This window comes from Luteibacter pinisoli, from assembly GCF_006385595.1.
Taxonomy (GTDB): Bacteria; Pseudomonadota; Gammaproteobacteria; order Xanthomonadales; family Rhodanobacteraceae; genus Luteibacter; species Luteibacter pinisoli.
Map to the genome: position 1 here is coordinate 336,438 of NZ_CP041046.1, position 16,663 is coordinate 353,100.

Genomic DNA, 16,663 nt, shown 5'->3' on the forward strand with positions numbered 1-16,663 from the left:
TTCATCCGGAGCACATCCATGAGCCAGGGTAAAGTTGTTCAGATCATCGGCGCGGTCGTCGACGTCGAATTCCCGCGCGACCAGGTACCGCAGGTCTATGACGCACTGAAGGTCGACGGCACCGAGATCACCCTCGAAGTGCAGCAGCAGCTCGGTGACGGCATCGTGCGCACGATTGCGCTCGGTTCCACCGATGGCCTGCGCCGCAACCTGATCGCCCGCAACACCGGTGAAGGCATCAAGGTGCCGGTCGGTACCGCCACGCTCGGCCGCATCATGGACGTGCTCGGCAACCCGATCGACGAAGCCGGCCCGATCGGCGAGAAGGAACAGTGGGTCATCCACCGCGAAGCCCCGTCGTACGACGAGCAGGCTGCCGCGAACGAACTGCTGGAAACCGGCATCAAGGTCATCGACCTGATGTGCCCGTTCGCCAAGGGCGGCAAGGTCGGCCTGTTCGGCGGCGCCGGCGTCGGCAAGACGGTGAACATGATGGAGCTCATCAACAACATCGCCAAGGCGCACTCGGGTCTGTCCGTGTTCGCCGGCGTGGGTGAGCGTACCCGTGAAGGCAACGACTTCTATCACGAGATGAAGGACTCCAACGTCCTTGATAAGGTCGCGATGGTGTACGGCCAGATGAACGAGCCGCCGGGCAACCGCCTGCGCGTCGCACTCACCGGCCTGACCATGGCTGAGTACTTCCGCGACGAGAAGGACGAGTCGGGCAAGGGCAAGGACGTGCTGCTCTTCGTCGACAACATCTACCGCTACACGCTGGCCGGTACCGAAGTGTCCGCGCTGCTCGGCCGCATGCCGTCGGCCGTGGGTTACCAGCCGACGCTGGCCGAGGAAATGGGCGTCCTGCAGGAGCGCATCACCTCGACCAAGACCGGTTCGATCACCTCGATCCAGGCCGTGTACGTGCCCGCGGATGACCTTACCGATCCGTCGCCGGCCACCACCTTCGCGCATCTTGATGCGACGGTGACCCTGAGCCGTGACATCGCCTCGCTGGGTATCTACCCGGCCGTGGATCCGCTGGCTTCCAGCAGCCGCCAGCTCGACGCCTCGGTGATCGGCCAGGAACACTACGACATCGCTCGTCGCGTCCAGGGCACCCTGCAGCGCTACAAGGAGCTGAAGGACATCATCGCGATCCTGGGCATGGACGAGCTCTCGCCGGAAGACAAGGCCGCCGTGTCGCGCGCCCGCAAGATCGAGCGCTTCTTCTCGCAGCCGTTCCACGTGGCCGAAGTGTTCACGGGTTCGCCGGGCAAGTACGTGCCGCTGAAGGAAACCATCCGCGGCTTCAAGATGATCCTCGACGGCGACCTCGACTACCTGCCGGAACAGGCCTTCTACATGGTCGGCAGCATCGACGAAGCCATCAAGAAGGGTGAGGAGATGGGTGCGAAGAAGGCCGCGTAAGCGCCTTCATCGCCCCTTTCCCCCACGCACTGGATAGAAGCCCATGACCCATACCATCCGCGTCGACATCGTCAGCGCCGAAGCCGAGATCTTCTCCGGTGAAGCCACGCTCGTGGTCGCCACCGGTGAGCTTGGCGAGCTGGGCATCGCGCCGCGCCACGCGCCGCTCATCACCCGCCTGAAGCCGGGCCACGTGGACGTGGTCGGCGTGAACGGCGACCGCCAGCAGTTCTACGTCTCCGGCGGCATCCTCGAGGTGCAGCCGCAGGTGGTCACGATCCTCGCCGACACGGCCGCCCGCGCGGCCGACCTGGACGAGGCCGCGGCCCTGAAGGCGAAGGACGAGGCGGAAGCGGCCCTGGCCAACCGCGGCGAGCAGCTCGACGTCGCCGAGGCCCAGGCCAAGCTGGCCGAGGCCCTGGCCCAGCTGCAGGCCCTGGAGCGGATGCGCAAGACGCTGAAGCACTAAGCGCCCGCCACGCACGCCGCACCTGGAAAAACCCCGCCCCGGCGGGGTTTTTTCTTGGCTGTCTTCATCCCGTGACGACCTTGGGAACGACACACTGCCGGTTATGCATGTTCGATACCGCCGTAGCCTGTGGATCCTCCTCGCCATCGCCGTGGTGCTCCTGGCCGCACGCGTGGCCCTGCCGACGATCATCCTCAACCAGTTAAACGGCCGCCTCGCCCACATGGGCTCGTACTCAGGCCACATCGACGACATCGATGTCCACCTGTGGCGTGGGGCCTACTCGCTGGATGCCCTGCGCATCACGAAGGTGGACGGCAAGGTGCCCGTGCCGCTGTTCGACGCGCGGCGGACGGACATCTCACTGAGCTGGCGTGCCCTGACGCGTGGCCATCTGCGCGGCAAGGTCGATTTCTACGAACCGACGCTCAACTTCGTCGACGGCAAGGGCGAAGGTGACACGCAGACCGGCAAGGGCGTGGACTGGCGTGCCCAGCTGCGCCTGATCGTGCCGACCCGCATTGATGAGCTGAACGTCATCAACGGCACGGTGACGTTCCATAACTTCGTGTCGAGCCCCAAGGTCGACCTGAAGATGACCGACGTCAACGGCACGGCCACCAACCTGACCAATGTGCAGCGCGAAGGCGGTGCGCGCGTCGCCCACCTGAATGTCACCGCGCACATCCTCGGCGATGCGCCGCTGGAAGCTAAGGCGTCGTTCGATCCGCTGGAAGAAGCGGGCGACTTCAGCTACGAGCTGACCGTCCGCAACATCAAGCTGGTCCGCGCCAACGACCTGGTCCGTGCGTACTCGGGCCTCGATTTCGCCGGCGGGGAAGGTGACTTCGTGATGGAGCTGCAGGCGAAGGACCGAAAGCTGAACGGGTACGCCAAGCCGATCTTCCACGACCTGAAAATCTTCAGCTGGAAGCAGGACGTGGTGCAGGAAAAGAAGAACCCGCTGAAGCTGGCGTACGAGGCCGTGGCCGAGGGCGTCACCAAGGTGTTCAAGAACCAGTCGAAGGACCAGTTCGCCACGCGCGTACCGATTTCCGGCACGATCGATAGCCGGAACATGTCGGTCAGCGAGGCCATCATCGGCATCCTGCATAACGCGTTCGTCGAGGCTTACAAGCCGAACCTGGAGCACCTGACACCGCGTCCGGCCGACGACAAGGACTGAACGCCGCACGGTTAGTGCGGAGGATGTACTTGGCACGGTGCCCCGAAACGCGCGACAGTGCGGCCCTGATGAACTGGCAGGCACGCCCATGTCCCCTCCGTTGCACGTCCTGATCCTCGCCGCAGGCGAGGGCAAACGCATGAAATCCACGTCCGCGAAGGTGCTGATGCCCCTCGCCGGCCAGCCGCTGCTGGCCCACGTGATCGCCGCCGCGCGCGCGCTCAAACCGGCCGGCGTCCATGTCGTCTATGGCCACAACGGTGAGCAGGTGCGTGAGGCCTTCTCGGCCGATACAGCGCTGGGCTGGATCGAGCAGCGCGAGCGCCTCGGTACCGGCCACGCTGTACGGACGGCGCTGGAAGCGCTGCAGGCGAAGGGTCTGCTGGAAGGCCGCGTGCTGGTGCTCTACGGCGACGTGCCCCTCATCCGCAGCAGCGTGCTGGCCACGCTGGTCGCCGCCGACGCCGGCCTGGGCATGCTCGCCACCCGCCTGGCAAACCCCGCCGGTTACGGCCGCGTGGTGCTGGATGCCGAGGGCAGGGTGCGCCACATCGTGGAGGAGAAGGACGCGAGCGCGGCGCAGCGCGCGATCGACCTGGTCAACACCGGCATCGTCGCGGGCGACGCGCAGCGCCTGCTCGCGTGGACCCAGCAGCTGGGCAACAGCAATGCGCAGGGCGAGTACTACCTCACCGACGTGTTCGAGATGGCCGCCGTCGAAGGCACGCCCGCTGCCTGTGTCGATTGCGACCCGGTGGATGCGTCGGGCGCGAACGATCCGTGGCAGCTTGCCGGCCTGGAAGCGATGTATCGCGAGCGCATGGCGCGCCAGCTCGCCGTGGCTGGCGTGCGCATCGCCGATCCGGCCCGCCTTGATGTACGGGGCACCGTCACGGCGGGCCACGATGTCGAGATCGACGTGAACGTGATTCTCGAAGGCGAGGTGTCGCTGGGCGATAACGTCCGCATCGGCCCGTTCACCCGCGTGCGCAACGCGACGCTCGCCGCGGGCACCGTGGTGCTCGCGCATTGCGATATCGACGGCATCGTGACCCACGGCCCGTGCACCATCGGCCCCTTCGCGCGGCTGCGCCCAGGCACCGAGCTGGCCGAGGGTGTGCACATCGGCAACTTCGTCGAAACCAAGAACGCCAAAATCGCCGCTGGCTCGAAGGCCAACCATCTCTCGTACCTGGGCGATGCGGTCATCGGCAGCAAGGTGAACATCGGCGCCGGCACCATTACCTGCAACTACGACGGCGTCAACAAGAGTCGAACCACCATCGAGGACGGCGTCTTCGTGGGCTCGAACAGTTCACTTGTCGCCCCGGTCACCCTGGGCGCCGGCGCGACGATCGGTGCCGGTTCGGTGATTACCCGCGATGCGCCGGCCCACGAGCTGAGCCTCGCGCGTGCGCGCCAGGCGACGATCCACGGCTGGCATCGGCCGACGAAGAAGAGCTAGCGGTAACGCCAGCCGTCGATTTCGACGAGCAGCTCTTCGCGGCAGATATCGCCGTGGACCACCAGCAGCGGTGCCTCGGGCCAGCAGGCCCGGGCAAAGTCGCGGACCACGCCGGCGTCGCCGGGATGCCGGACGTAGGCTTTCAGGGGCGCACGTGCATCGAAGCCGTCCGGCAGGCCACCTTCGGCCAGCAGGGCATCGAGGTTGCGTCGCGTCTCCGCCAGCTGCGCGCCGAGGTCGCCCGCGTGGGCCGAGGCGTGGCCCACCACGGCCGCCGTGCCGGAAATGGCCAGCACGTCGTTGGCCGGCAGCAGGGTGGCCCGCGCGAAGCTGGGCGGCGTGCGACCGTACTGGCGCGGATAACGCCAGGCGCTCACCTGTCGCGGATTCTCCACGCGGGTGCCTTCGCGGGTGGTGGCCAGGAGGTACACCTGCAGCAGGCCCTGGTCGGCGTGGTGGCCGATCGCCGAGGCGGCGGGGAAGCCCTGGGCGAAGACCTCGCCCATGCCCGCGATGCGGCCATTGCAGAATTGCTTGTAGCGCTCGTCGTCGCCCGCGCCCGCGTTGATCGCACCGAGGTAGTTCCAGATGCGCTGCACGTGGCGCTCGGGGGCGGCCGCGACAAAGGCGGAGAGCAACCGATAGGCGTATTCGGCGGCGCCTGCGGGGCCGCCGTGATCCGTCTCATGGCACTCCACGGCGGCATAGAGCCAGCCGCCACCGCGCGACCAGCGCAGGTCACCCTCGCGGCCGTGCGTGACGTCGCCGTCCACCGTCCACGTTTCCACCAGACCCTCGCCCAGCGGCTCCAAGGCCACGTTCAGCCAGCGCGCGTCGTCGCCATGGGCCATGCCGGCACCGCGGCCGAAGGCGAACGCGGCCAGCGTCCCCGGCGGCAGGGGCCCGGTGGGCGGTTCGCGGTAAGTCACCGTGGGCGACGGGCGGGCGACGAGCGGGGCGTGCTCGCGCATGTCACTGGCTGGGCGCATCGAGGCTTCCGTAAAGACGCTGGGGTCCATCATATCCTGCGGCCGCCACCCATTCGTGGCCGCGTCTTCACGCAGCTGAATGTACGCTCCGGGCGTCTGAAAAGGCCTGTGTTACACTCCGCCGCCGCTGCCATCCGGGGGGAGGCAGGCACTGATCCGGGGACCTGAAAGCACCATGGCAACGCAGACTGAAGCACAAAACGAATTGGCCGAACTGATCGTCACCAGCCTGAACCTGGAGTCGGTCAAGGCGGCGGACATCGACCCGGAAGCGCCGCTGTTCGGTGGCGACCTGGGCCTGGATTCCATTGACGCGCTGGAGATCGCCCTGGCGGTGTCGAAGCGCTATGGCTTCCAGCTGAAGTCGGATAACCCCGACAACCGCACCATCTTCACCAGCCTGCGCACCCTGTCCGAGCACATCGAACAGCATCGCGCGGCGGCCTGACGCGCCGTCCAGGCCACGCTGAACCCAAGGGCGTGGCAACGACCATGACCGACGCTGCCAGCACCCACGCCCACGCCTTCCGCTTCGCCGCGGATCACCCGAGCTTTGCCGGCCATTTTCCCGGCCGGCCGATCGTGGCCGGCGTGCTGATCCTCGAGCAGGCAGCCGAAGCGCTGGCTGCGTGGCGTGGCGCGTCCGTGCGCCAGGTGGTGGATGCCAAGTTCGTCGCACCGTTGCTGCCCGAACAGGACGCCGTGCTGGAACTGACCGACGCCGGCGAGCGCCGCTACCGGCTGCAGGTGCGCCGGGGCGACGAGGTGCTGCTCCGCGGCACGCTGGAGGGCAGCGCATGAGCCACTGGCAACAACGCGAGGGCGGTGGCTTCCTGGCCATCTGGCTCCTGCGCACCGTCAGCCTGGGCCTGGGTCGCGGGGTGGCGCGCGTGCTGCTGTGGCCCATCGCGCTGTATTTCTTCCTGCGCCGGCCCGCCGAGCGCCTGGCATCGCGCCTTTACCTCGCGCGGGTGCTCGATCGCCCGGTGACGAACGCGGACGTGTTCCACCACATCCACATGTTCGCCACGACGCTGTTCGACCGCATGTTTTTCCTGGCTCGCGGCGAGCGCGATTTCAAGGTGGAAGTAGACGGCCTGCAAGCCCTGGACGACTGCCTCGATACCGGAAGCGGCGTGCTGCTGATCGGCTCCCACCAGGGCAGCTTCGAGGCCTTGCGCGCGCTGGGCCAGCGCCGTCCGGACGTCACCTTGCGCGTCGTGCTGGACAAGCAGAAGACGCCGGCACTGACCGCGTTGCTCGAGGCGCTCGCGCCCGAGGTCGGCGCGGCCGTCATCGATGCCTCGCTGGGCGGCACCTCCGTGGCGCTGGCCATGAGCGAAGGCACGGCGAACGGCGGCATGGTGGCCCTGCTCGCCGACCGCGGCCATCGCCTTGAGGCCTCGCGCACCGTGCCCTTCCTCGGCACGCCGGCTTCGTTCCCGGTCGGGCCGTGGCTGCTCGCCTCGGCGCTGAAGGTGCCGGTGGTGCTGTGCTTCGGCATCTACGAGGGCGGCAATCGCTATCGCCTGATCTTCGAAGCCTTCTCCGATGGCATCTCGATCCCGCGCGCCAACCGCGCCGAGGCGCTCGACCACGTCGTGGGCAGTTACGCCGCGCGCATCGAGCACTATTGCCGCCGTTACCCGTTCAACTGGTTCAACTTCTACGACTTCTGGCAGGAAGCCGACGGCGCCGACGAGGCCTCGGCGTCCGCGCCGCCGCCGGTGCAACACGCCGATGCCTGATGGCGTCGCGCAACCCGTGCTCGTGAAGGCCGACTTCGTCGACCTCGTGCCGCACGCGGGCGATATGTGCCTGCTGGACGGCGTGATGGCGTTCGACAACGACAGTATCCACGCGATCAGCACCACGCACACGCTGCCGACGCATCCGTTGCGCGGACACAGCGGCCTTCACGCGATTCACCTTGCCGAGTACGGTGCACAGGCCACGGCCGTGCACGGGGCCCTGCGCGCGAAAGCCACCGGCGCCACCGAACCCCGCCCGGGCATGCTGGTCAGCCTGCGTGGCGTCAAGCTGGCCGTCGATCGGGTGGACACGCTCGATGGCCGCCTGGACGTTTACGCCGACTGCCTGCTGGTCGACGTGGGTGGTGCGCAATACACCTTCCGCATCGAGCACGACGGCCGCGAGATCGCCAGCGGCCGCGTCGCGGTCATCCACCCCGCCTGAGCGGGGCTCAGGCCACCAGGTCGAACAGCTTCGTCCGCGCCCCTTCGATATCCACCAGGTGATCGTTCCCTTCCATCAGCGCAGGGTGGTCGATCGCCGCGCGTTCGATAATGCCTGCCGCGAGCAGGCGCATCATGTTGACGTTGTTGTCGAGGCGTGCCGCCAGGGCGTCGTCATCGAGCACGTCATGCAGCGTGCGGTTCATGTCGGCAAACCAGGTGAGGTCGCGTTGGTCGAGCATCAGCTTGCGATTGCGCTTCTCCGACACGGCATGCCAGCGCTGGAAGAACGCCTGCATCTGGATGTTGAGCTCGGTGCTCGCTGACAGCTCAGGCCCCATGCGGCTGATGAAGGCCGCATCGCCAAGGCGGTTCTGGAACACGATCTGGCACAGCACGCCCCAGTAATACGCGTAATCCCAGATCACCTTGATCGGCAGCACTTCCGGGTCGCCGAACAGGTTGTACTGGCCGCGATACATGCGCAGCGTGCTGTCGTAGAACGAGAAGAACAGCCGCTCGAACAGGCGCGCGTGCGGGCCGAGTGCCTCGCCGCGGCGGTCGATGCCGACCAGCTGGGTGATGTACGTATTGCTGATCGCGATGAAGTCGCTGCCGGGCGAATAGAACGGATCGAGGAAGGCGCCCGCCTCACCGGTCAGTGCCCAGCGGTCCGACGAATACATCCGCGAACAGCCGTACGAGAAGTGGCGGAAGAAGGCGAAGTCGAGCAGCTTGTCCTTGCGCGCTTCCACCTGGCGCGCGACCACCGGCTGGTGTTCCCACAGCCACGTCAGCGCCTTGTCGAAGGTGTTCATCGTGTCCAGCGGGTGCATCGCGGCATCCGCCACGATGCCGACCGAATGCGCGCCCGACGACAGCGGAATCAGCCACGCCCAGTAGCCGGGGCCGACCAGGTGGTTCGTGCTGCGCCAGCGCTCGGGTGGCTCGCAGCGCTCCTTCCATTCGCCATCGTCGCACCAGCCATCGATCGCCAGGCGCTCATCGATGCGGAACCACACGGCGTTGGCGTGGTGGCCGTTATCACGGGTGAGGTCGAGCTTGCGGCGCATGAGTCCGGCGCGGCCGCTGGCGTCGAGCAGCCAGCGTGCCCGTAGTTCGCTCTCGCCACCGTGGGCGCTGGCGCGCACGGTGTGCGGCTCGTCGCCACTGCCGATGTCGAGGTGCCGCACGACGACGCCTTCGCGCACGTCAATGCCGCGGCGCAGCGCCTCTTCGCGCATGTAGTTCTCGAGGATGCCGCGGTCGATCTGGTAACTGGGTGTCGGCAGCACGGCGCTGACGCCGAGCTCGGTCACGTCGGCCAGGTCGTCGCGGCCTTCGGAGAAGAAGAAGCGGAAGCCGAACTTGCGGATATGCGCCGACTCGAGGTGGTCGAGCAGGCCCAGCGTATCGGCGAAGTAGTGCGCGGCGATTTCCACCGTGGATTCGCCCACCTTGAACGCCGCCTCCGGCAGCGGGCGCGTGTGCCGTTCAAGCACCACGATATCCATGTCCGGGTATTCGCGTTTGAGTTGCATCGCCAGCGAAAGCCCGGCGAGGCCTCCCCCGAGAATGACGGCGTCGTGCGGCGTGTGGTTCATCCCTTCACCTTCTGGCTCGCGCTTAATGGGTCGTGGTGGCGTTCGTTGCGTCGGCGATGATCGTGGGCGTGGCGCGCGAACGGCGGTAGCTGGAAACGATATGGCCGTAGTGAAGCAGACGGCCGATGGTATAGGTGGTGATGCGTGTCACGTCGCGCACCGGGCTGAAGTGGCTGATGCGGAATTCGCCCTGGTAACGCGAGGCGATAGGCACCGAGACGACGCCCACGCCGCGTTCCCGGCACGCCGTGATCAGCACGGCGGCCTCGAAGACGAAGTTCTCCGCCGGTACGTCCACCAGGTCAAGCGCGGCGCGCGGGTAGAAGCGCTGGCCGCTCTGCGTATCGGCGATGGGACGGCCGCAGGCCCAGGAGATACCCCAGTCGGCCACGGCGTTCGCACGCCGGCGCCCGGGCGGCTGCTGCTCGCGTTCGAGCAGGCGCGCGCCGATGACGATGGCCCCCGGATGTTGCCGGCTGGCTTCAAGCATGGCCGGTATGTCGCCGGCCAGGTGCTGGCCGTCGCCGTCCATGGTGAACACCCCGTCGTAGCCCAGGCGCATGGCCTCGCGGAAGCCGGTGCGCAGCGCCTCGCCCTTGCCGCGCCGGGTGGCGTGGCGGAGCAGGGTCACCGGCATGGCCCCGACGATGTCGGGTGTGGGGTCATCCGAGCCGTCGTCGACGACGATGACGGGCATGCCCAGCGCCAGCGCCTCGCCGACCACGCGCGCGATCGCCTGTGCCTCGTTGAGGCAGGGAATCAGCACGCAGTAGCGGCCGCCGGCGGCGTTCATGGGACGGTTTCCACGTCGATATGCAGGTCCAGTCCGCGCGCCGCGGGCACGCGCAGCGCAGTGGAATGCGCGGCGGCCAGCGCGTGGAACAGGGGCACCGCGAGCGAGGAGGGGTTGCTGGCCGCCAGGCCATCCATCCATGCATCGCCACTGGCTTCGCCGGCGCTATTGCCCGGCTCGGGCGTGATGTCCAGGCGGATGGCGGCACCGTCCGCGCGTGGCGACAGCACCAGGGCCGACGCGAACGCCCCGGTGGTGAGGGTCATGCCGCCGATCGGGCCGGTGCCCGCGATGTCGTAGCTGGCAAGCAGCACATCGCGGTCGTCGGCCACGGCCAGCGTCGCCGCTTCGAGCAAGCCCGCGCCGAAGCTTTCTTCGCCACCGGATACGGCGCTCGACGCCGCATGGCAGTGCGTGGCGATGGTCCAGTAACCGGCGGGTGCGTTGTGCACGGAGTTATGGAACTTGGTCGGCGAGAGCTCCGCCGGCGCGGATGCCAGCGTGGCGCACATGTAGTCGGTGATCACCTGGTCGCCATGGGACGAGGCGAACACGCAGGGCAGGTCGGCCGCATTCAGTCCGCTCATGGCCACGGCCTGGCCGGCGGCCGCGGCGGCGAGCAGCACGCTTTCCGGGGCGCGGCGCCGTTCGTTGGGCGGAAGCACGTCCGCGACAGGGCGCTCGTTCCCGGCGGGTGACGCTTCGCCGGTGGCGACTTCGCGAAACGCATGCCAGGTCGGCGTGCCCGGTGCCCACAGGCCGATACCCTTGACCCACACGGTCAGCGCGGCGCTCATGCGGACGCTCCCTGGCGGGCGAAGGCAAGGCAGGCGTTGTTGCCGCCAAATCCGAACGAGTTGCTCAGCGCGATGCGCAGATCCGCCTGCTCCGACTGCCAGGCCATCTGCGGGCCGCACAGGGGGTCCGGCGTGCGTGCGCCGAGGTTGGCCGGCACCACGCCATCGCGCATGGCCAGCAGCGTCAGCGTGGCTTCGAGGATCCCGGCAGCGCCGAGCGTGTGCCCGGTGAAGCCCTTCGTGGAACTGGCGCGCGTGGTGGCGGGGAAGCTGCGTGCCACGAGGGCGGCTTCCACTTCGTCGTTCTTCTGGCTGGCGGTGCCATGCAGGTTGATGTAATCCACGTCGCCCGCTTCGATGCCCGCACGCGCAAGCGCGTCGCGCAGCGCGAGCTCGGCACCGAGGCCTTCCGGGTGCGGCGTCGACATGTGATGGGCGTCGCTCGCTTCGCCGTAACCGATGAACAGTGGCGACGTATCGCCTTCCACGGCGCGCTCGATCAGTGCAAAGCCACCGGCCTCGCCGATGGAAATGCCATTGCGGTCCGCGTCGAACGGACGGCACGGCTCGCCGGAGACGAGCTCCAGCGAATTGAAGCCAAACAGCACGCTGTCGCACAGCGTATCGACACCGCCGACGATGGCTGCATCGATGAGGCCCAGGCGGATCATGCGCTCCGCATTCGCAAACACCTTCGCGCTCGAGGAGCAGGCCGTGGCCACGGTGAGGCAGGGCCCCTCCAGGTCAAAGACGTCGGCCACGAAACCGGCGAGCGAATGCGGCGTATGGATGGCCGGGCGCTGCAGGTCGTCCGGCATCGCACCGTTTTCAAGGCGGCGGTAGCCTTCTTCCGTGGCGCCGATGCTGGCGGTGGAGGTGCCGAGCAACACGGCGACGCGCGATGCGCCGTAGCGCTCGCGGGCGGCGCGCACCGCGTCGATAAAGCCATCCTGGCGAAGGGTGAGCCAGGCCAGCCGGTTGTTGCGGCATTCCCACTGCGCGTACTCGCCGGGAAGGGGTTCGTCTTCGACACCGGCGACGCGGCCGATCCAGCAGGGCAGTGCCGTGGTGGAGAAATCATTGGGCGCGAGGCCGCCGCGTGAGCCGGCGATGGCGGCGGCGTGGGCTTCAAGGCCGCGGCCAAGTGCGGAGGTGGCGGTAAACGCACGGACAGCTAAGGGAGACATGGGATGAGGCATGGCGGCAGCCTATCCTTTTTGCGGCGTAGCGTCGCGTGAACACGGCAGGGTGGTTCAGCGATTGCGTGGCTACGCCCGATCCGCAAGACTGGCCGTCCCGAGGAAGCTGCCACTGCCATGACAGGCTTACCCAAAACGATGCGTCGCGGCCCCTGGCGTTACCTGGGTGACGGCGACATCCTCCAGGCCGCCGCCGTCACCCTGCTGGCGCTCATCGCGAGCCTTGGCGTCCTCTACATCGCGCACTTCGTCCGGGTCTGGCGTGTCGCCCGCGGCAGTGCCACGCGGCTGCCCGTGCCGCACACCTTGCTGGTGTTCGGGCGGCGCCTGGTAGACGGCCAGCCCGAAGCGGATTTCATCGGCCGGCTGACGCGCGCCCGCGCCAACGCCTTTGATGGCCTGGCCCGGCAGGTGCTGCTGCTTGGCGGGCAGAGCGACGGCGGCACGTTGAGTGAGGCCGAAGCCGGGCGGCAGTGGCTCGAAGCCGCCGGCTGGCCGGCGGCGGTGCCGCTGGTGCTGGAGCAGGCGTCCGTGGACTCGCTGGAAAACCTCCGCCACGCCCGCGACCTGCTGGGCGGCGAGGGGCACCTGCCTTCGGTGGGCCTGGTGACCAGCCGCTACCACCTCGCGCGTTGCCTTTACCTGGCACGACGTCTCGCGTTCGACGCGACGCCGATTGCGGCCGAGCCCGACCTCGAGCCGGGTTACCGCTATGTGAGGCGCATGGCGCTCGAGGCCGGGTACCTGATGTGGATCGACACCGGCTGGCGCTGGGCCCGGCTCACGGGCAACCAGCGCGTCGTGGCGCGGCTTTCCTGACCGGTCAGGACCGCGCGGCGGCGTGCCGCAGCAGCGCCGTCGGGCTGCCTTGCTAAGCTTGCGATATCCCTACAGAGGCGCCCCGCCACCATGTCCCAACAAGCCGATATCGCCGAGGCCTTCCTGCGCGGGCTCCAGGACCGCATCTGCGCCGCCCTGGAACAGGCCGATGGCGAGGCGCGCTTCGAAGAGGATGCGTGGACGCGGCCCGCCGGCGGTGGTGGCCGCACGCGTGTCTTGCGCGATGGCGCGGTGTTCGAGCAGGCCGGGGTGAACTTCTCCCGCGTGGCCGGCTCGCCGTTACCGCCGAGCGCTACCGCGCACCGCCCCGACCTGGTCGGCGGCAGCTTCATTGCCACGGGCGTGTCGCTGGTGATCCACCCGCGCAATCCGTACATCCCGACCACGCACGCCAACGTGCGTTACTTCGAGGCCTCGCGCGACGGCGCCGAGCCGGTGTGGTGGTTTGGCGGCGGGTTCGACCTCACCCCGTATTACCCGTTCGACGAGGACGTGCGCCACTGGCACGGCGTGGCGAAAGACCTGTGCGCGCCCTACGGTGAGGATGTCTACGACCGCTACAAGAAGTGGTGCGACGAATACTTCTACCTGAAGCACCGCGGCGAGACGCGCGGCGTGGGCGGCCTGTTCTACGACGACATGAATGAAGGCGGTTTCGACCGCTGCATGGACTTCACCCGCGACGTCGGCCAGGGCTTCCTCGATGCCTTCCTGCCTATCGTGGAGAAGCGCCGCGACGTGCCATACGGCGACCGTGAGCGCGAGTTCCAGCTCTACCGTCGCGGCCGCTACGTGGAGTTCAACCTGGTGTACGACCGCGGCACGCTGTTTGGCCTGCAGTCGGGCGGCCGCACGGAATCCATCCTGATGAGCCTGCCGCCGCGCGTTCGCTTCGAGTACGGCTTCACCCCGGCGCCGGATAGCGCCGAGGCGAAGCTGGCCGAATACCTCAAGCCGCGCGACTGGCTTTAAGCGTTACGGGTTCGCGCCGGAGAACTTCTTCGGCGTCGCGCCTTCGATCTTGCCGACGGTGGCCGAGTCGCTGACATTGAGCACCACTTCGCGTTCGAACGTCATGGTGCCGGTGACCACGGCGTGCGGCCCGATGGTGATGACCGGCGGGCGGTTGTTCTCGCTGTGCCAGCCCATGTTGGGCTTCTTCACGAGGATGCCGCCTTCCACCTTCGAGCTGTCGCCGATGGTGATGTCGGAGTTCACCGTTTCGATGCCGCTACCGACGTGCGCGTGGTCGAGGGTGATGTCGCCGTTGACGTTTTCCAGGTGGCCCTTGACGTCGGCGCCCTTCGCAAGCTTGACCCGGCCGTTCACGTTGCTGAGGTCGCCGGCGACGCGGGCGTTTTCATTGAGGCTGACGCCGCCATTCACGGTCTTCACGACATTGGCCGTCGCGCCTTCGCCCAACTCGACGGAGCCATTCACGGTGCTGGCCTTCTCCACGGTGGCCTTGTCGCCGATCCGGACCGAGCCGTTGACCGTGCTGACATTACCGGCGTGCTGGCCGGCCTCGACGCTGGCCGTGCCGTTGACCTTGCTGACATCTTCGGAGGCCAGGACGGCGCCGGAGAGGGAAAGGGCGATAAGTGCCGACATCAGGGTAAGACGCATGGTGGACTGCTCCGGGTGGACTGGACCCATAGGATGCACCCGGGCGTCGCAAGGTTTAGCGTGACTTGCGGCAGGGGGTGCCCTCGGAGTTGACGCCTCCGGGCCAGCGTTCCACCATCGGTTTTTTCCCCTCGCATCGTTGGACGCCATGTACAAGCTTGTGATGATCCGCCACGGCCAGTCGGCCTGGAACCTCGAGAACCGCTTCAGTGGCTGGGCCGATGTCGACCTCAGCGAGCAGGGCGTGGCCGAGGCCCGCGAGGCCGGCCGCCTGCTGAAGGATGCCGGCTTCACCTTCAACGTGGCCCATACCTCGTACCTGAAGCGCGCCGTGCGCACGCTGTGGCACGTGCAGGACGAGATGGACCTGATGTGGATCCCGGTCGTGACCGACTGGCGGCTCAACGAGCGCCACTACGGCGCCCTGACCGGCCTCAACAAGGCCGAGACGGCGGCGAAGTACGGCGAGGACCAGGTGAAGATCTGGCGCCGCAGCTATGACACCCCGCCGCCGGCCCTGAAGCCGGGCGAGATGTCGTTCGCCGACGATGCCCGCTACGAGGGCATTGCCGACGTGCCGCTCACCGAGTGCCTGAAGGACACGGTGGCCCGCGTGCTGCCGTACTGGCACGAAGTGCTGGCGCCGGCCATCAAGGCCGGTAACAACGTGCTCATGGCCGCCCACGGCAACTCCATGCGCGCGCTGGTGAAGTTCTTCGACAACATCTCGGACGACGACATCGCCGAGCTCAATATCCCCAACGGTATCCCGCTGGTGTATGAGTTCGACGCCGAGATGAAGCCGGTGAAGCATTACTACCTGGGCGATGCGGCCGAGATCGCCGCGAAGATGGCCGCGGTCGCCAACCAGGGCAAGGCCAAGGCGTAGGAGCGCACCCTGTGTGCGACCCACGCCTGACAGTCGTCACCCCATAAGGGTGGCGACTGCTCATGGGCTCCGCCAGGGCTCGACGCTAAGGTAACCCCACACCTCAAACGCGAGACCCGCCATGCTTGCCCAGGCCGCCCTTCAGTCCACCCCCGCCCTTGTCCCGGTCGCCATGGCCGGCCTGATGCTCTGGGTGGTCTACCGCCGCGTGCGCCGCAATTTCGGCTTCCAGCCGATCCACACGCGGAAAATGGCCGTGCGCGTGGGCATCTTCGCCGTGGTGGCCTGCCTGCTGATGACCATAGGGTTTGTCAGCATCCACCTGGCCGAGGGGGCCCTGGCCGGTCTCATCGTGGGCGGCGCCCTCGCCATGCTGGGCCTGAAGCTCACCCGCTTCGAGATCGGCACTGGCAACACCGATGGCTACACGCCGAACCCGTGGCTCGGCGCGGGGCTCACGGCCCTGCTGGTCGGCCGCATGGTCTACCGGTTCGTGATCCTCGGCAGCGCGTTCCACGCGGGCACGGCGCCTGCGCATGGCCCGGCACCGGGCGACAGCCCGCTGACCATGGCCGTGGTCGGGCTGACCCTGGGCTACTACCTGGCGTACTACGCCGGCATCCTGGTCCACCACCGCCGCTTCAAGCGGCAGGCGCTGGCCCAGGCGGCCTGACCGGCCTCAGAGGGCGTCGTTGTCCAGCTCGCCGGTGCGAATGCGCACCACCTGGTCCAGCGAGGTGACGAAGATCTTGCCGTCGCCGATCTTGCCGGTGCGGGCCGCCTGCTGGATGGCCTCGACGACGCGCTCCAGCTGGTCATCCGCCACGGCGACCTCAAGCTTGATCTTGGGCAGGAAGTCCACGACGTACTCCGCCCCGCGGTAGAGCTCGGTATGGCCCTTCTGACGGCCGAAGCCCTTCACTTCCGTCACCGTCACGCCCTGCACGCCTACGTCGGCCAGAGCCTCGCGGACGTCGTCCAGCTTGAACGGCTTGATGATGGCGACCACCAGCTTCATGTACGAACTCCTTGGGGCGCACCGGCCGGCGGCACGCGGACCGCCATTGTGCCATACGCCCGTGTCGCGGCCGTCTTGGGTGCTTTGTAGGAAAAACCCTACACTACGTAGGGGCGTCGGCTGATAGCGCCTACATTTCGTTCACCTAAAATTGGTTCCACG

General features: G+C 67.6%; 19 protein-coding genes. 12 read left to right on the plus strand and 7 right to left on the minus strand.

All coding sequences use genetic code 11. The annotated features are described in order from the left end of the window. The first annotated feature begins 18 nt into the window (after positions 1-18). The 4 genes from atpD (at position 19) to glmU (ending at position 4,551) form a co-directional block, all read left to right on the plus strand. Positions 19-1,431: a F0F1 ATP synthase subunit beta gene (gene atpD / locus FIV34_RS01530; RefSeq protein ID WP_139978990.1), complete on the plus strand. Its 1,413-nt coding sequence runs from the start codon at positions 19-21 to the stop codon at positions 1,429-1,431. A gap of 43 nt (positions 1,432-1,474) precedes the next feature. Continuing rightward, positions 1,475-1,900, plus strand: a complete 426-nt coding sequence (locus FIV34_RS01535) for a F0F1 ATP synthase subunit epsilon (protein ID WP_139978993.1) — start codon at positions 1,475-1,477, stop codon at positions 1,898-1,900. A gap of 103 nt (positions 1,901-2,003) precedes the next feature. Further along, positions 2,004-3,086: an AsmA family protein gene (locus FIV34_RS01540; protein ID WP_139978995.1), complete on the plus strand. Its 1,083-nt coding sequence runs from the start codon at positions 2,004-2,006 to the stop codon at positions 3,084-3,086. Positions 3,087-3,174: 88 nt separating this feature from the next. Further along, entirely contained in the window at positions 3,175-4,551 is a 1,377-nt protein-coding gene (gene glmU / locus FIV34_RS01545) for a bifunctional UDP-N-acetylglucosamine diphosphorylase/glucosamine-1-phosphate N-acetyltransferase GlmU (protein ID WP_139978997.1), read from the plus strand. Here glmU and FIV34_RS01550 read toward each other — a convergent pair. Then, the gene (locus FIV34_RS01550; RefSeq protein ID WP_246058721.1) at positions 4,548-5,540 is read right to left on the minus strand and encodes a chorismate transformation FkbO/Hyg5 family protein; all 993 of its coding nucleotides are present in this window, start codon (positions 5,538-5,540) and stop codon (positions 4,548-4,550) included. The two genes, glmU and FIV34_RS01550, sit on opposite strands and share 4 nt — an antisense overlap. Before the next feature lie 175 nt (positions 5,541-5,715). Here FIV34_RS01550 and FIV34_RS01555 point away from each other — a divergent pair, with 175 nt between their 5' ends. Genes FIV34_RS01555 through FIV34_RS01570 form a run of 4 tightly spaced genes read left to right on the plus strand, consistent with a single transcriptional unit; the run spans position 5,716 to position 7,736 of the window. Then, entirely contained in the window at positions 5,716-5,988 is a 273-nt protein-coding gene (locus FIV34_RS01555) for a phosphopantetheine-binding protein (protein WP_139978999.1), read from the plus strand. Between the two features lie 44 nt (positions 5,989-6,032). Continuing rightward, the gene (locus FIV34_RS01560; protein ID WP_139979001.1) at positions 6,033-6,341 is read left to right on the plus strand and encodes an ApeI family dehydratase; all 309 of its coding nucleotides are present in this window, start codon (positions 6,033-6,035) and stop codon (positions 6,339-6,341) included. Then, positions 6,338-7,288: a lysophospholipid acyltransferase family protein gene (locus FIV34_RS01565; RefSeq protein WP_139979003.1), complete on the plus strand. Its 951-nt coding sequence runs from the start codon at positions 6,338-6,340 to the stop codon at positions 7,286-7,288. The genes FIV34_RS01560 and FIV34_RS01565 overlap by 4 nt, the downstream gene beginning before the upstream one ends. After that, on the plus strand, positions 7,281-7,736 hold the full coding sequence (locus tag FIV34_RS01570) for a hotdog family protein (RefSeq protein ID WP_342777371.1): 456 nt from the start codon (positions 7,281-7,283) through the stop codon (positions 7,734-7,736). The genes FIV34_RS01565 and FIV34_RS01570 overlap by 8 nt, the downstream gene beginning before the upstream one ends. A 7-nt stretch (positions 7,737-7,743) precedes the next feature. Here FIV34_RS01570 and FIV34_RS01575 read toward each other — a convergent pair whose 3' ends face one another. Genes FIV34_RS01575 through FIV34_RS01590 form a run of 4 tightly spaced genes read right to left on the minus strand, consistent with a single transcriptional unit; the run spans position 7,744 to position 12,128 of the window. Then, positions 7,744-9,339 carry an NAD(P)/FAD-dependent oxidoreductase gene (locus tag FIV34_RS01575; protein WP_139979005.1) on the minus strand — a complete coding sequence of 532 codons (1,596 nt, stop codon included), beginning with the start codon at positions 9,337-9,339 and terminating at the stop codon, positions 7,744-7,746. Between the two features lie 22 nt (positions 9,340-9,361). Then, positions 9,362-10,132 (minus strand): glycosyltransferase family 2 protein, encoded by a 771-nt coding sequence (locus tag FIV34_RS01580; protein WP_139979007.1) that lies wholly within the window; start codon positions 10,130-10,132, stop codon positions 9,362-9,364. Beyond that, a complete protein-coding gene (locus FIV34_RS01585; RefSeq protein WP_139979009.1) occupies positions 10,129-10,929 on the minus strand; it encodes a beta-ketoacyl synthase chain length factor in 801 nt (266 codons plus the stop codon). Before FIV34_RS01585 ends, FIV34_RS01580 begins: the two co-directional genes overlap by 4 nt. Then, positions 10,926-12,128 (minus strand): beta-ketoacyl-[acyl-carrier-protein] synthase family protein, encoded by a 1,203-nt coding sequence (locus FIV34_RS01590; protein WP_246058722.1) that lies wholly within the window; start codon positions 12,126-12,128, stop codon positions 10,926-10,928. The genes FIV34_RS01585 and FIV34_RS01590 overlap by 4 nt, the downstream gene beginning before the upstream one ends. Before the next feature lie 117 nt (positions 12,129-12,245). Between FIV34_RS01590 and FIV34_RS01595 the strand changes: the two genes are divergently transcribed. Then, complete coding sequence (locus FIV34_RS01595; protein ID WP_246058723.1) at positions 12,246-12,947, plus strand: YdcF family protein; 702 nt, start codon at positions 12,246-12,248, stop codon at positions 12,945-12,947. A 90-nt stretch (positions 12,948-13,037) separates the two neighbouring features. Next, positions 13,038-13,940: an oxygen-dependent coproporphyrinogen oxidase gene (hemF, locus tag FIV34_RS01600; RefSeq protein WP_139979011.1), complete on the plus strand. Its 903-nt coding sequence runs from the start codon at positions 13,038-13,040 to the stop codon at positions 13,938-13,940. 3 nt (positions 13,941-13,943) lie between these two features. Here hemF and FIV34_RS01605 read toward each other — a convergent pair whose 3' ends face one another. Then, entirely contained in the window at positions 13,944-14,594 is a 651-nt protein-coding gene (locus tag FIV34_RS01605) for a DUF4097 family beta strand repeat-containing protein (RefSeq protein ID WP_139979013.1), read from the minus strand. Positions 14,595-14,742: 148 nt separating this feature from the next. Here FIV34_RS01605 and gpmA point away from each other — a divergent pair, with 148 nt between their 5' ends. Both gpmA and FIV34_RS01615 read left to right on the plus strand, forming a co-directional pair. After that, entirely contained in the window at positions 14,743-15,483 is a 741-nt protein-coding gene (gene gpmA, locus FIV34_RS01610) for a 2,3-diphosphoglycerate-dependent phosphoglycerate mutase (protein WP_139979015.1), read from the plus strand. 121 nt (positions 15,484-15,604) lie between these two features. Further along, positions 15,605-16,156: a CcdC protein domain-containing protein gene (locus tag FIV34_RS01615; RefSeq protein WP_246058724.1), complete on the plus strand. Its 552-nt coding sequence runs from the start codon at positions 15,605-15,607 to the stop codon at positions 16,154-16,156. A 6-nt stretch (positions 16,157-16,162) separates the two neighbouring features. Here FIV34_RS01615 and glnK read toward each other — a convergent pair whose 3' ends face one another. Beyond that, positions 16,163-16,501: a P-II family nitrogen regulator gene (gene glnK, locus FIV34_RS01620; protein ID WP_139979017.1), complete on the minus strand. Its 339-nt coding sequence runs from the start codon at positions 16,499-16,501 to the stop codon at positions 16,163-16,165. Between the last annotated feature and the right edge of the window lie 162 nt (positions 16,502-16,663).

Coding starts and splice junctions, on each gene's coding strand:
- FIV34_RS01540 (WP_139978995.1), top strand. CDS start 2,004: ATGCATGTTCGATACCGCCGTAGCCTGTGGATCCTCCTCGCCATCGCC.
- glmU (WP_139978997.1), top strand. CDS start 3,175: ATGTCCCCTCCGTTGCACGTCCTGATCCTCGCCGCAGGCGAGGGCAAA.
- FIV34_RS01575 (WP_139979005.1), bottom strand. CDS start 9,339: ATGAACCACACGCCGCACGACGCCGTCATTCTCGGGGGAGGCCTCGCC.
- FIV34_RS01585 (WP_139979009.1), bottom strand. CDS start 10,929: ATGAGCGCCGCGCTGACCGTGTGGGTCAAGGGTATCGGCCTGTGGGCA.
- FIV34_RS01535 (WP_139978993.1), top strand. CDS start 1,475: ATGACCCATACCATCCGCGTCGACATCGTCAGCGCCGAAGCCGAGATC.
- hemF (WP_139979011.1), top strand. CDS start 13,038: ATGTCCCAACAAGCCGATATCGCCGAGGCCTTCCTGCGCGGGCTCCAG.
- gpmA (WP_139979015.1), top strand. CDS start 14,743: ATGTACAAGCTTGTGATGATCCGCCACGGCCAGTCGGCCTGGAACCTC.
- FIV34_RS01560 (WP_139979001.1), top strand. CDS start 6,033: ATGACCGACGCTGCCAGCACCCACGCCCACGCCTTCCGCTTCGCCGCG.
- FIV34_RS01565 (WP_139979003.1), top strand. CDS start 6,338: ATGAGCCACTGGCAACAACGCGAGGGCGGTGGCTTCCTGGCCATCTGG.
- FIV34_RS01590 (WP_246058722.1), bottom strand. CDS start 12,128: ATGCCTCATCCCATGTCTCCCTTAGCTGTCCGTGCGTTTACCGCCACC.
- FIV34_RS01570 (WP_342777371.1), top strand. CDS start 7,281: ATGCCTGATGGCGTCGCGCAACCCGTGCTCGTGAAGGCCGACTTCGTC.
- FIV34_RS01615 (WP_246058724.1), top strand. CDS start 15,605: ATGCTTGCCCAGGCCGCCCTTCAGTCCACCCCCGCCCTTGTCCCGGTC.
- FIV34_RS01595 (WP_246058723.1), top strand. CDS start 12,246: ATGACAGGCTTACCCAAAACGATGCGTCGCGGCCCCTGGCGTTACCTG.
- FIV34_RS01605 (WP_139979013.1), bottom strand. CDS start 14,594: ATGCGTCTTACCCTGATGTCGGCACTTATCGCCCTTTCCCTCTCCGGC.
- atpD (WP_139978990.1), top strand. CDS start 19: ATGAGCCAGGGTAAAGTTGTTCAGATCATCGGCGCGGTCGTCGACGTC.
- FIV34_RS01580 (WP_139979007.1), bottom strand. CDS start 10,132: ATGAACGCCGCCGGCGGCCGCTACTGCGTGCTGATTCCCTGCCTCAAC.
- glnK (WP_139979017.1), bottom strand. CDS start 16,501: ATGAAGCTGGTGGTCGCCATCATCAAGCCGTTCAAGCTGGACGACGTC.
- FIV34_RS01550 (WP_246058721.1), bottom strand. CDS start 5,540: ATGCGCCCAGCCAGTGACATGCGCGAGCACGCCCCGCTCGTCGCCCGC.
- FIV34_RS01555 (WP_139978999.1), top strand. CDS start 5,716: ATGGCAACGCAGACTGAAGCACAAAACGAATTGGCCGAACTGATCGTC.